This window comes from Acinetobacter sp. YH12076, from assembly GCF_013419525.1.
GTDB lineage: Bacteria > Pseudomonadota > Gammaproteobacteria > Pseudomonadales > Moraxellaceae > Acinetobacter > Acinetobacter amyesii.
Map to the genome: position 1 here is coordinate 1 of NZ_VOZY01000025.1, position 13046 is coordinate 13046.

At 34.4% G+C, this 13046-nt stretch carries 15 protein-coding genes and 1 pseudogene; 7 read left to right on the top strand and 9 right to left on the bottom strand.

Features of this window, described 5'->3' with window-relative positions; all coding sequences use genetic code 11:
• Nucleotides 1-127 precede the first annotated feature (127 nt).
• The 5 genes from FTU22_RS15595 (at nt 128) to FTU22_RS15615 (ending at nt 4436) form a co-directional block, all read left to right on the top strand.
• Nucleotides 128-580 carry a CinA family protein gene (locus FTU22_RS15595; protein ID WP_180095368.1) on the top strand — a complete coding sequence of 151 codons (453 nt, stop codon included), beginning with the start codon at nt 128-130 and terminating at the stop codon, nt 578-580.
• Between the two features lie 189 nt (nt 581-769).
• Nucleotides 770-1111 (top strand): hypothetical protein, encoded by a 342-nt coding sequence (locus FTU22_RS15600; RefSeq protein ID WP_180095344.1) that lies wholly within the window; start codon nt 770-772, stop codon nt 1109-1111.
• 90 nt (nt 1112-1201) lie between these two features.
• Nucleotides 1202-1492 carry a hypothetical protein gene (locus tag FTU22_RS15605; RefSeq protein ID WP_180095347.1) on the top strand — a complete coding sequence of 97 codons (291 nt, stop codon included), beginning with the start codon at nt 1202-1204 and terminating at the stop codon, nt 1490-1492.
• A 43-nt stretch (nt 1493-1535) separates the two neighbouring features.
• Nucleotides 1536-2231: a DUF421 domain-containing protein gene (locus FTU22_RS15610; RefSeq protein ID WP_180095350.1), complete on the top strand. Its 696-nt coding sequence runs from the start codon at nt 1536-1538 to the stop codon at nt 2229-2231.
• Nucleotides 2232-2357: 126 nt separating this feature from the next.
• Nucleotides 2358-4436 carry a catalase gene (locus FTU22_RS15615; RefSeq protein ID WP_180095353.1) on the top strand — a complete coding sequence of 693 codons (2079 nt, stop codon included), beginning with the start codon at nt 2358-2360 and terminating at the stop codon, nt 4434-4436.
• Nucleotides 4437-4482: 46 nt separating this feature from the next.
• Here the strand turns inward: FTU22_RS15615 and FTU22_RS15620 are convergent, their stop codons facing one another.
• The gene (locus tag FTU22_RS15620; protein WP_180095356.1) at nt 4483-6453 is read right to left on the bottom strand and encodes a choline BCCT transporter BetT; all 1971 of its coding nucleotides are present in this window, start codon (nt 6451-6453) and stop codon (nt 4483-4485) included.
• A gap of 518 nt (nt 6454-6971) precedes the next feature.
• On the opposite strand from FTU22_RS15620, the gene FTU22_RS15625 reads away from it, so the two are divergent.
• Nucleotides 6972-7532, top strand: a complete 561-nt coding sequence (locus FTU22_RS15625) for a lipocalin family protein (protein ID WP_078190805.1) — start codon at nt 6972-6974, stop codon at nt 7530-7532.
• 175 nt (nt 7533-7707) lie between these two features.
• Complete coding sequence (locus tag FTU22_RS15630) at nt 7708-7941, top strand: DUF2171 domain-containing protein (RefSeq protein ID WP_180095359.1); 234 nt, start codon at nt 7708-7710, stop codon at nt 7939-7941.
• 478 nt (nt 7942-8419) lie between these two features.
• Here FTU22_RS15630 and FTU22_RS15635 read toward each other — a convergent pair whose 3' ends face one another.
• The 8 genes and pseudogenes from FTU22_RS15635 to FTU22_RS15670 all read right to left on the bottom strand — a co-directional run bounded on the left by FTU22_RS15635 (nt 8420) and on the right by FTU22_RS15670 (nt 12040).
• The gene (locus FTU22_RS15635) at nt 8420-8593 is read right to left on the bottom strand and encodes a hypothetical protein (protein ID WP_180095362.1); all 174 of its coding nucleotides are present in this window, start codon (nt 8591-8593) and stop codon (nt 8420-8422) included.
• Nucleotides 8594-8707: 114 nt separating this feature from the next.
• Nucleotides 8708-8917 carry a cold-shock protein gene (locus FTU22_RS15640; RefSeq protein WP_111883687.1) on the bottom strand — a complete coding sequence of 70 codons (210 nt, stop codon included), beginning with the start codon at nt 8915-8917 and terminating at the stop codon, nt 8708-8710.
• Nucleotides 8918-9284: 367 nt separating this feature from the next.
• Entirely contained in the window at nt 9285-9554 is a 270-nt protein-coding gene (locus tag FTU22_RS15645) for a hypothetical protein (protein WP_078193453.1), read from the bottom strand.
• Nucleotides 9555-9660: 106 nt separating this feature from the next.
• The gene (locus tag FTU22_RS15650; RefSeq protein WP_180095365.1) at nt 9661-10068 is read right to left on the bottom strand and encodes a hypothetical protein; all 408 of its coding nucleotides are present in this window, start codon (nt 10066-10068) and stop codon (nt 9661-9663) included.
• A gap of 54 nt (nt 10069-10122) precedes the next feature.
• Nucleotides 10123-10335: a hypothetical protein gene (locus tag FTU22_RS15655; protein WP_078193454.1), complete on the bottom strand. Its 213-nt coding sequence runs from the start codon at nt 10333-10335 to the stop codon at nt 10123-10125.
• Between the two features lie 3 nt (nt 10336-10338).
• Nucleotides 10339-10554 (bottom strand): cold-shock protein, encoded by a 216-nt coding sequence (locus FTU22_RS15660; RefSeq protein WP_067766972.1) that lies wholly within the window; start codon nt 10552-10554, stop codon nt 10339-10341.
• Nucleotides 10555-10678: 124 nt separating this feature from the next.
• On the bottom strand, nt 10679-10900 hold the full coding sequence (locus FTU22_RS15665) for a transposase (protein ID WP_067766975.1): 222 nt from the start codon (nt 10898-10900) through the stop codon (nt 10679-10681).
• Between the two features lie 931 nt (nt 10901-11831).
• Nucleotides 11832-12040: pseudogene (locus FTU22_RS15670) on the bottom strand (cold-shock protein).
• Nucleotides 12041-13046 lie beyond the last annotated feature (1006 nt).

Below are 13046 nucleotides of genomic sequence, written 5' to 3' on the forward strand. Positions count from 1 at the left end.
ACTCATGAGTGCTCGGTTATATGCGGGCCAATTGGTTGTGCGGTAGATTTTGTGTGTAGGCTTCTTCATTTGAAAATTATATCGCTGAAAAAGCCTTTACAGATAGGTTTGTGCAACAAAGCCCTTTATTTCTAAAAAATCCCTATCGATAACGCTATTTGAAAGTGCGAGTGCAGGTTATTTAGCATATAGAATTTCACAAGATAAAAACTCTGGAATACTTCTGGATGGTTCTATTGTTAGTTATGACTTACTATTCAAGAAGCGTATTTTAAATATAAAACAATCACTTATAGATAAATATACTGCTGAATCCCCAGAAGTAACCACTCAAATGATTGTAAATGGAAAAAAATTATTCAAATCAGATATTTATATATCTTGCACTGGACTTTTAAAGCGTGGAGGATCCGAAAACAAAAAGAAACCTGTAGGTACTTTTTTCTATTGCATTTATTTTAAGAAAAAATTTTATAATTTCGAAATTTTAACTAAAGGTAAGCCTATCAAAAAATTAAAAATACTATATAAAGCTCTATGCAAGTCACTCACTAAAATATTAAAAAATTATTATTGTTAGTTTCATGTAATTAAAAAATAACTATTTATGTATATAAAACAACCCCCAAAGTATTACTTTTAAACAAATTGAAACTTAATAAAGATTATGTAACATCTTTAATAATCATATTAGCAATATTCATGTTAATAATAAATGATCTACTGTAATTGAGTAGATTATCTAATTAATCTTTAAAGGAACAGTATTATGTCTAATTATAACCAAGATCAAAATAATGATACTCGCTTACAGCACCAACGTGGCGATACTCAAAAACCTCAAAACCAACAAAATCAGCAGTCTGATCAACAGCGTCAGCAGAATGATCAGCAACAACAGCAGCAACCCCAACATCAACAAAATCAACAATCTGATCAGCAGCGCCAGCAGAATGGTCAGCAACAACAGCATCAACCCCAACGCCAACAAAATCAGCAATCTGATCAACAGCGTCAGCAGAATGATCAGCAACAACAGCAGCAACCCCAACATCAACAAAATCAGCAGTCTGATCAACAACGTCAGCAGAATGATCAGCAAGACCAATAGTCAAAGTAACAACAGTAATTTGTATTTGCAGAAGTAGCCCAGGGATCACTACTTTTGCAATTTATTAAATAATTTATCGGAGTTATTACTATGAACGACCATCAAAATGAACATCCAATACCTCATGACTGGCGCACGGATTACTCCAATAGACCGTACTATGGGGATCTGCAACGCGAAGTGCCAGATATAGATTATGACCGTGATCTAAGGTCAGCTTATGAGCTTGGTGAGCGCGAACGTCATTTATACGGTGAAAATGCGCGTTTCGAAGATTCTGAGCCAGATTTACAAACCAAATGGGAAGAGTTTAAAGCAGATTCTCGCTTGAAATGGGAACATGCTAAGCATGCGATTAAGGATGCTTGGGATAAAATTTAACCCTGTATGTATGTAAAACTAGAATTAATAAATTGTATCAAATATGGACTTCATAAAAATAATTCTGCATGACACCTCTTTTAACTTTGCATTGGAAATTATTTTCCGATGCATCATTATGTTTATCTTAATTATTATTTTTTTAAGATTTTCAGGTAAAAGAGGTGTCAGGCAACTTTCAGTATTTGAGTTAGCTATTATTTTAAGTTTGGGATCTGCAGCAGGCGACCCCATGTTTAATGATGATATCCCCATCATTCAAGCACTCATTGTATTTGCAGTCATTATTCTTCTCTATAGATTAACTACATACCTCATCATGAAATCAGATTCATTTGAAACCATGTTAGAAGGTAGGCCAATGTATATCGTTAAAGATGGCTTATTGATTGTTGAAGATATCAAACAGGAAAAGTATTCATATGACGAATTTTTTGCTGAGTTAAGGCAAAACAAAATAGAGCACTTAGGGCAAGTCAAATCAGCCTTACTTGAAACAGATGGGTGTCTAAGTGTAATCCCTTATGCCAAGGATAATATTAAATGGGGACTACCAATTTTTCCTGATCACTACCAAAAAGCACAGCGTTTTGATTCCAAAAAATACTATTCGTGCATGCTGTGTGGTCAAACGCAATTTATTAGTTCTCTAAATTCTCAATGCCCCCGCTGCAAATGTGACCGCTGGGCTGAATCTGCTTTTTATTGTGAAAGTAGCTCCAATCAATCATCAGATTGAACACAAAATAGACAATTTTTTACTTTAATTTTGCCAAGCATCTTTATTGTCTATATTAGCTTTATGCAATAGCAAAACCTTATCTAGCACATGTACTAAATAACATCAGACAAAGGGATGTAGCTCATGAAAAAATCAAATAATCCTAAAATTGATCAGTTTGAAAAAGAGGCATATGTAGACCCTAATGGTAAAACACTGACCTCATCTTTGGGTGTACCTGTAGCTGACAATCAAAATAGCTTAAAAATAAATCAGACTGGTCCTACTCTGTTAGAAGATTTTCTCTTACGAGATAAGTTAATTCATTTTGACCGTGAACGTATCCCTGAGCGTGTAGTGCATGCTCGTGGTGTTGGAGCGCATGGTTATTTTGAAGCTTATGATGGCAACGAAAAATGGACTAAGGCTAAATTTTTGACTAATACTCAAAATCCAACTCCAATCTTTGTCAGAATTTCTACAGTACAAGGCGGACGCGGCTCAGCTGATGTAGTCCGTGATGTACGCGGATTTTCCATCAAATTTTATACCGAAGATGGAAACTACGATTTAGTCGGTAATAACATTCCTGTATTTTTTATTCAGGACGCAATCAAGTTCCCTGACTTTGTCCACGCAGTGAAGCCTGAAGATCCGAACGAAGTTCCTACTGGTCAATCTGCGCATGATACCTTTTGGGATTTTATTTCTTTAAATACCGAAGCCTCTCATATGACAACCTGGGTGATGTCAGATCGTGCTATTCCTAGAAATTTACGATCGATTCAAGGTTTTGGTGTACATACCTTCAGATTAATTAACAAAGATAATCAGGCGCATTTGGTTAAATTCCACTGGACACCGAAACAAGGTGTTGCCCAAGTCGTTTGGGATGAGGCCTTAAAGCTTAATGGTAAAGATCCCGACTTCCATCGTCGCGATCTATGGGATGCCATTGAACGTGGCAATTATCCTGAGTGGGAATTAGGGGCACAGATCTTTACTGAAGAAGAAGCGGCTCAATGGGACTTTGATGTGTTGGATGCTACAAAATTGGTACCTGAAGAGCTCGTACCTATTACTCCACTAGGTAAATTTACTCTAAATCGAAATACAGATGATTTCTTTGCTGAAACAGAGCAAGTTGCTTTCAGTCCAGCCAATATTGTTTCAGGAATTGATTTTAGTAATGATCCTTTATTACAAGGTCGTTTGTTCAGCTATACAGATACGCATCTGCACCGCTTAGGAACAGCAAACTTTAATCAAATTCCAATTAATAAACCGGTCTGCCCTTTCCATACCAATCGACGTGGCGGCTATGCAAACCATGAAGTCTATAAAGGTAAAGCGAATTATGAGCCTAACTCTGTAGATGAAAATTGGCCTAGAGAATCTAATAATGATCCGCATGCATTTCGAACCCATCCTGAACAAATCCAAGGCAGCAAGTTAAGAATCCGACCAGAAAGCTTCGCAGATCATTTCTCGCAAGCGACCATGCATTACCAAAGTCTTGCTAAGCACGAACAGCAACATATAAAGGATGCCTATGCATTTGAACTTTCAAAAGTGAAAGCTGTTGAAATTAGGGAACGGGTCGTAAATGAGGTGCTTGCAAATATTGACTTGGATTTAGCTCAATTTGTAGCAAAAGAATTGGGGTTAGATGCTCCGACTAAGCAAAGTAAATCGGTTAAGAAAGCTGCCGTTGCTAAATCTGATCACTTAAGTACATTGGCATACCCTGCATCTGATATTAAGCAACGTAAAATTGCACTGCTGGTACACAACGGTGCTAATGCTTCTTCTATCGATGCAATCAAGACTTGGGGCGAATCAGAAAGTGCTGTAGTAGAAGTATTAGCCCCTAATGCCGCGCCGGTGAAATCTAACGATGGTAAAGAAATTGCAGTTGATGGACGTCAGAATGGCGAACCTTCGGTTACCTACGATGCTGTCGTTGTTATTGATGGTGATAATCTAGATGAATTCCTGAATGATGGTGTAGCTAAACATTATGTATTGGAAACATTTAAGCATCTTAAACCTATAGTTTTATTGGGTGATAAAGAGGCTTTAATTAAAGAGCTTAATCTGACTCAAGATGCTGCGCTTTTCACTTCACAAAGTTTCAAAGATGTCAGTGATCAATTTAAAACAGCGATACAGAATCACCGTTATTGGGACCGTGAAGATAAGGTTGCTTCTATACCGGCCTAATTTAACTATGAATAAAAAAAAACCGCCCTTCTGGGCGGTTTTTTATCTATTGGTTCTTGGTTCTAACTAGATTTAAAAAATGTAGATGACGTTCGTATTGATCAATAACATCTTGCAAAATATCTTCTTGCGTCCATTCGATGATGTCATAATTTTGACCACCTTCTCTCAAAAACACTTCAGCTTGGTAATCTTGCATAATTTCATCTGAATCAATCATAAAACTTGGTGTATTTTTTTCTTGAACAACCACTTGGTAAATAAAGTTAATCTCATCTTGATGGTTTACACGTAACTCCAAGCCATCATCAATCATGTTTACTGTTACATTCAAATGACGACGCATAAATTCTTTCTGAAGATTTGAAAATGCCTGATATACCGTTTTTTCAATATAATCTTCAACTTCTTTACGTGTATGCGGATAATGCATAATCAATCCTAAACGTTGTTGCCAACTTCTTGGATTATGAATTGCTCTAGGTGTAATACGTGCATCCTGTAATGCTTGCATCTTGGTTGCATCTAAATGTAGAGCCTTGACTAACCCCCAGCAAATTAAAAGCATTACGAAGGTGAATGGTAATGCACTCAACATTGTTGCAGATTGCAAAGCTCCTAAACCTCCAGCGAACAACAAAACAATCGCAAGCACTGCCATTAACGTTGTCCAAAACAATCGTTGCCAGGTCGGAGAATTTTCCGATTTTGCTGTTAAATAGTCTGTAACAAGTGCACCAGAGTCAGCTGAAGTCACAAAAAATAGCATAACCAGTATAGTCGCCACAAAACTCATCAAGCCTGAGAATGGCAAGGTCCCTAAATATTCAAATAATGCAACGGATGAGTCACGTTGTACTGCAGAAATCAGTGACGTATTCGCTTCGTTTAAAATGCTATATAGTGCGGCGTTCCCCATGACTCCCATCCAAATCAAGGTGAACCCTGTTGGAATAAGTAAAACACCTACAATAAACTCACGAATAGTACGGCCTTCAGACACACGGGCAATGAACATACCTACAAATGGTGACCATGAAATCCACCATGCCCAGTACATAATGGTCCAACCACCAATCCAACCATCAGATTGATAGGCATATAAATTGAAGGTCATGTTGAATAAGTTCGAAAAATACTGGCCAGCATTTTGTATAGTCGCTTGTAATATGAATATCGTTGAACTAGCAAAAAATACAAATAATAAGAGGGTTAATGCTAAGCCTAAATTGATCTCTGATAATCGTTTAATACCCTTGTCTAAGCCCATAAATACGGACAAAGAGGCCATAGCTGTAACAATGACGATTAGAATTAGTTGCGTCGTCGTTGAATATTCAATCCCGAATAGATAATTCAGGCCGGAGTTAATTTGTGTTACACCAAAACCTAAAGTCGTTGCGACACCAAATACAGTACCGATCGTTGCAAAGGTATCTACACCATCACCAATTGGACCATAAATTTTCTTTCCAATAAGAGGATATAAAGCAGAGCGAATCTTAAGAGGTAGATTATGTCTATATGCAAAGTAAGCTAAAGCTAAGCCCACAATTGTGTAAATTGCCCAAGCATGAAGTCCCCAATGAAAGAATGTTACACGCATGGCTTGCTGCGCTGATTGAATTGTTTCAGGCTCACCAGTTGGAGGTGAAACATAGTGCATCACTGGTTCCGCGACACCGAAGAACATTAAGCCAATGCCCATACCAGCTGTAAATAGCATAGCGAACCAAGAGCTATTACTAAACTTTGGCTGGCTATGGTCTAAACCAAGTTTAATTTTACCCATATTTGAACAGGCAATATAAATAAGCACTAAGAGAAAAATGGCTACAGATAGTACATAGAACCAACTGAATGAGTTTGTAACCCATTGATTCAGTTGTTTAGTTATTAAATCAAAAGCATTGGGAGCTAAAAATACAATGGCAATAAAAATGCCGATAATAACAACTGTGCTAATAAACACATTTGGATTCACATTGGAATACCATGACGGTTTCAATGAAGACATACCTTCCCTATTCCGTTTTATTTGTAAGACAGATCTGAATTGATCAAAGAGATATCCGCTATTTGCGGAATAAACAGGCTTGTATTGAAAAGTGCTGGCATTTTCGTTTGAAAATTTAAGGCTGACTCATTCAAAGCCATTGCTTAGAGTTTGAGCATGTTATCATATTTTTAGATATATAATCCAATATTAAGTAGTAAAGCAAATTAAGACCATTACTAAACTATTTATTTCGTCAATTAATTTTCTTATTCAATACTCTCTTGAAGTGCTTTAGAAGTAAGTGAGTTCTTAGAAAGTAATTATAATTTTGCTTAATGTAAGCATTTTTTCACTTAGTTTTTGGGCTTATATAAGTAATATTATTTATCTGTTAAAAATGGTAGTAAAAGGATTAATAAAACTTGAAAAGTTAAACAATGATTAAAGATCAAATACTTAATACATAAAAAAACAAAATGACCTTAAAAGCAATTTATAGTAATTAATTCACTTTCAAATTAAAGTAGGCTTATAACATGAATTCAAAAACCCGTAAGCTCCTTTTAGCTGGTGGTGCAGTACTTATAGCTGGTTCAATGCTCTCAACTGCAAATGCAAACACTACGGAAGTCCAAGCGGTATCAAAGGTAGATTTAAATAAATATCTTGGTACATGGCATGAAATTGCACGTAAGCCGCTATATTTCCAGAACAAATGTGATTACAACGTCACTGCTAAATATTCTTTAAATGAAAATGGTAACGTGAAAGTAGATAATAGTTGCTATAGTGCAGACGGCAAACTTAACCAATCAATTGGTGAAGCATATGTTCAGAATGCGCCAGCCAACTCGAAACTTAAAGTGAGCTTTTTACCAAAAGCAATTCGTTGGTTGCCAGTAGGCCGTGGTGATTATTGGGTTCTAAAAATTGATGATGACTATCAAACTGCATTAGTTGGGTCACCAAATAAAAAATATCTTTGGGTACTCAGCAGAACTGCTAACCCTGACCAGGCCACAGTTGATGAATACTTAGATTATGCAAAATCCATCGGTTTTGATTTATCAGATCTGATTAAGACTAAGCATAAGTAATAATCCAATAAGTCCCCATCATGGGGACTTATTTCTAAATAATACAATGTAATTTATCTGGCCATGAACGTAAGAATATAAGGCCCTTTGTATCCCTTCTATTTCAATCCCTGATATCAGCGTCTATTTACGATAGGCTGAATGCTCACTCACATTGAAATAGGATAATATTCTAATGACTACTATTAATGTTGAAAATATTAAGAGCCATGCAGATGTAATTGCTTCATGTGGGACTAAAGTTGGTGAAGTAGACCACTTGCAAGGTTCGGATCAAATTAAACTGACTAAGCATGGTGTTGGTCATCACCACTTAATTCCAGTTTCATGGGTTGGTGAAATTACAGACAATAAAATTGTACTGACTAAAGACTCTCAAGAAGTTAAAGATAATTGGATTGAAGCTTAAAACCCTAATCCTAAAAAAACCCTCTTAATGAGGGTTTTTTCATATCTGCTGTAATAATCATTGGAGGAAGTTAGTCTTTATCAAATGTATGAGGTGTTGTCGTCTCTTCATTTTCATTGCTGTCTTTTTGCTGGCAACCTACCAGCACCAATACGAATACCACGCTTATAATGGCTAACGTTTTCATACTTTAGGCCTATATATTTGTTAAAACTCTACACTAACAAAGCATGACGATTACTGTGTAAATTTATGAAAATCATTTATGAGATAAATAATAAGAAAGTCTTTAAATAAAGATTTTCAAATATTAATGATTGTCTAGATTATGAAGTTATCCCTACATTCAAATAATTATCTTTCACCCAGGCCAATAATTCTTGTGCTGGCGCTAGACGTATAGCGTCCTCCTCCTCAGCCTGATCAATTAGTTCTAAAGGTGGGAATGGTCTAAAGTATTCCATAAGTTTAGCTCCTATTATTGAGCGTGACTTAATCCTGCTCTAGCTTCGATGATGATTTTTTGAATTTCTTCCCGTCGTTGTTTCTTCTTTTCATGGTAAATCCACACAGAAGAAATCAACACACTTATAATTAGTCCGCCAATCAGTACTTGTAGTCTTGTAAAGGCCATTTTTTTTGCTCTTATCATGTAGTTTTCATTTAATTAAATTAAGCATTTAAATATTAAAACTTAATGGCAATTAATGACAAAAACCCGCCTTTGAAAGACGGGTCAATACATAATATGTTGAGTAAATATTTTTTAGAGAATTTGGATATTGCTGGCTTGCTTGCCTTTCTTACCATTCGTAATTTCAAACATTACACGCTGACCTTCCTCTAGTACTTTATAGCCATCGATTCGTACTTCACTATAGTGTGCAAATAATTCTTCACCAGTATCGGAAGCAATAAATCCAAAACCTTTTGTACCGTTGAACCACTTCACTGTACCGTTTGTTAAATTAGACATTCATATTCCCTTTAAGTAATTATCAGTTTAGAAATTGCTGTAAATATTGATTAATTAACAAGCATATTCAATATAACCAATAATCCTTAAATATGAGGATACAACTGTTAGATGTATGTGAATCAAGTTCTTGTTTTATTTTGCAATTACACACAAAAGTGATAAATATCCCTCATATTAAGGTAATAATCAGATAAAGATTGTAATATTTGATCATTCACATTTTCCATAAATTGAATGAAAAAAGCCCCACATATACATGTGAGGCTTCACCCAATTCATTTGCGCTGATATGAGCCAGTAAATTATAAAACACTTTAATCAAAATATGTATTCAAAATATATCTTTAAAGCATATTGATATGAACTATCGATTCAACTGCGTATATGCCCATTTTAAAAATTTATCTTTATCATGAAAGTTTGGTACATTGATTAAGTGAATAAAACTCACTGCTCCAAATTTACCCGCAATCTTTTTAGGATCAACAATTTCAAAATCATTGTCATTACCTAAATTCAGTTCTTTAAAAAACTCAAGAACCTTGTTATGCAAACCTTGCTGTGAATGTTCAGTTCGCTCTATTAGAAAATCATAAATCTGGCTTAAAACATGTAATTCAAAATTTTTATTCATGACTTTCTTCTCATAATTGTTAAGGTTGAAATCCAAAACTAACGGATATTATGAGAAAGTTAAAGTAATCAAACATCCTGAAACAATAAGCTTTGAAATATCTAACTTATAATAATTCATCTTTTTTTAAAGCTTTTAACCAGACCGTTGCACGCCCCATATTGATATCAGCTAATTCAAACCTGTGAAATCGATATCCCAATTCTTCAGCATGGTCATAACGATCCATATTCCAAGCCTTGGTTGCAAGTTTGCCTTTACGACCTCCAGACCATGGACCAGTTGCTATTTCAATTAGCATGCGATGTTCGATGAGGTGTAAATCAAAACGCAAATGTTTGGTACTTTTGAAATGAAAGTACTCCTCATACTTCATTTCCATCCGGTCTAATATTTCTTTTAACCTCTCGAATGCTTCAAAGTATTTTTCACTGGCTTTAGGTAATGGCCTGGTGCGTGGTTTCTTTTTGGGAGGTATCTTTTTGGTTAGCGCTTTATATACATCAGGCTCCATATTTCACCCAATAAAAAACCTCCCAGAGGAGGTTAATTTAATTGCATGTAAAAATTAAAATAACTTAAATATTTTTCCAGTTTTATCACTGTAGAAATGCATATCAAAGCTAGGCTTAATTATTTCATCATCTATATTTAGATAACGGACGCAATCCCCAAAACTATTTGGCTCATCAGATGACTTTTCGCACATAGCTTCTAGTGTATAGACAGCGCCATGTTGATCAACCACATCTAACATTACTTTGTTTAATAAAGTTTCCATGTATTAGCCATCAATCCCAACGATTTCACTCGCTTGGAAACCACGTTGACCTTTTGATACGCTAAATTGTACACGCTGACCTTCAGCAAGTGATTTGAAACCACCTGAAATGATTTGAGAAAAATGAGCAAAAACTTCTTCGCCGTTATCAGCCGCGATGAAACCGAAGCCTTTAGTATCGTTAAACCACTTAACAGTGCCTGTAGTTAAATTTGACATAATATTTCCTTTAATAATATTTAATATAGAGTTCTTGAAAAAATTAAGAAAATAAATAATTAATTTATAAATAATTTAATTAAAAAATTTTAGCTCTAAGTTGTTCAGGTTTAAGAGTGAGAGTTTAAAAATACAATTTATATAGTTTATTTAGTTCAGTATAAAAAGATTTACCATCAATATTTAAAGTTAGCTTTTGTCCTGACTCTAGGACAACTTGTTTAGCAACTTCAACTAAAGTTTTACCATTCAAATTGCTTTGAATTTTTTTTAACGGAATAATATTCACTCGAATTTCATCACCGTTAGTTGCTGAAGCAGTAGTCCAGCCGTTAGATATGTTCATTTATTGACTCATATAATGAGCTTTTGTAAACAGAATAGTATTAAAAATAAAACCAACTTTAATTTTGGAGATTGTTCACTTAAGAAAAATTTAAACTTATGATATTTACAGTAGCTGTGAAATTTAAGAAAAGATATAAAAATTAAATCATTATCTTAAAAATATGATTTAAGGAAAACCCACGGATAGCTGCAGGCTTCCCTTGATCGGCATGATGCGAATTCATGCTATGCGTTAACTGTTTGAATTTGATGCTTGAACATCAGAATGGAGGGAATACGCAATTCCGTTAACAACTCAAACACTACCGTTCCGCTTACGGATTCGATCGAACACACTATATCAGATATATTAATATTCACCTAACCTTATTTCAATTTTATTTATATTTCATAGCTTATAAATTAACTTTTTGTTAGCTAGGCATATTCGGGGCATTAGGATCACAACACTTCATACAAATTTCTAAGTCTAGTTTCGCCTATGCTTTGTCTGTAACATAGTCACCAAAAAAATCCCGCTACTTCCTAGCGGGATTTTCTGAAACTTTAAATTATTTTGAGCCGTTATTTCTTTACTTTTAAACAACTCTGACAAAAAAATTAAATTTCCATCAAAGCACTTTCGTGTAACCATCTCACCATGAATACCAACCAAGCATTTTATAAGTTGTAACATTTTAAGGGTCCCTGATATATTAAATTAATTATTTAAATTTAAGAGCTTAAATATTATTTAACCAGTCGTTCCATTTCACTTAACCTTATTTCCGTGTTCTGTCTATGAACCACAAAACAGACAACGATTAAACTACATAGAAATATTGTAATAAGTATTTTGAAGCTTTTACGCATATGGAGAAACCTCAAAAATTTTTTACGGCCAAACTATCGTGAATATTAACTGCGTTTAGCACCCCAACACAGTTGCCTTACATAACTGTGATATTGCTAGCTTGTCGGCCTTTTTTCCTTGAGTAATTTCAAATTGTACACGCTGGCCTTCTTTCAGTACTTTATATCCACTCATATTTATTTTACTGTAGTGTGCAAATAAATCTTAACCACTATCAGATTGTATAAATCCAAATCCCTTACCTTCATTGAACCATTTCACTATACCGCTGGTATTGTTAGTCATTTTTTATTCCTAATGTTTGAGTTTGTTATTTCATACTCTTTAGTAATACTTAGTAAGTTATTTAGTTAGTTTAGTTGCTCATAAGCCCATTTTAAGAACTTATCCTTTTCTCGAAATAAGGGTACTAATCTAAGATTGATTTTAGATATGCTCCCAAATTTTCCATAAAGGATATTTGGCTCCGTTTGTATGACGTCCGATTGATCTCCTTGAGAAAGTTTTTTGAAAAACTCCATAGCTTGGTTATAGGGTGTTAATTTTTCGAATCCTTCCAGTTCGACTATAAAATCATAGATCTGCCTTAAAACATGATGATCATATAGATTGGGCATTTTGATTGCTCGATTTAGAATTGTTGTTCTATAAATCTAACTAAATTGTATAAATTTAAAAAGTGCGAAATAGTTCAAAAAATAAAAATTAATGTAAATTAAACATATTAATTTTATCCATTTTAAATATCTAGCTAAACCATTGTTAAGTTTAATTAAAACACATAACCTGAAAGTCTTAAAAGTTATTTTTGTTACAATTTTAAAAAATTAAAGTTTTTATATCGTTAAAGGCTTTGTTGCACAAACCTACCGGTAAGGTCTTATTCCGCAATATAATTCCTAGATGAACAAACCTACGTCCAAAATCTTTCGTACGTGGCGCTTCTTCTTTCATAACATCTTGCATAGAAAAACTTTGCTATTGTTTTGGCTTTACCCATACACAAACGAATTAAAACTATCAGCTCTATTTTAAATTTATTCAAAAATTTATATCAATATTTTTGATAAAAAATTAATTATATAGTTTTATTTACTAAGCTTTTTATTTAAAGCCAAAGATGTGGGTAACCAACTTAGATCAGTTTGGATTAATAAAATAGAAAGGCTTTGTTGCACAAACCTATCTGTAAAGGCTTTTTCAGCGATATAATTTTCAAATGAAGAAGCCTACACACAAAATCTACCGCACAACCAATTGGCCCGCATATAACCGAGCACTCATGAGTCGC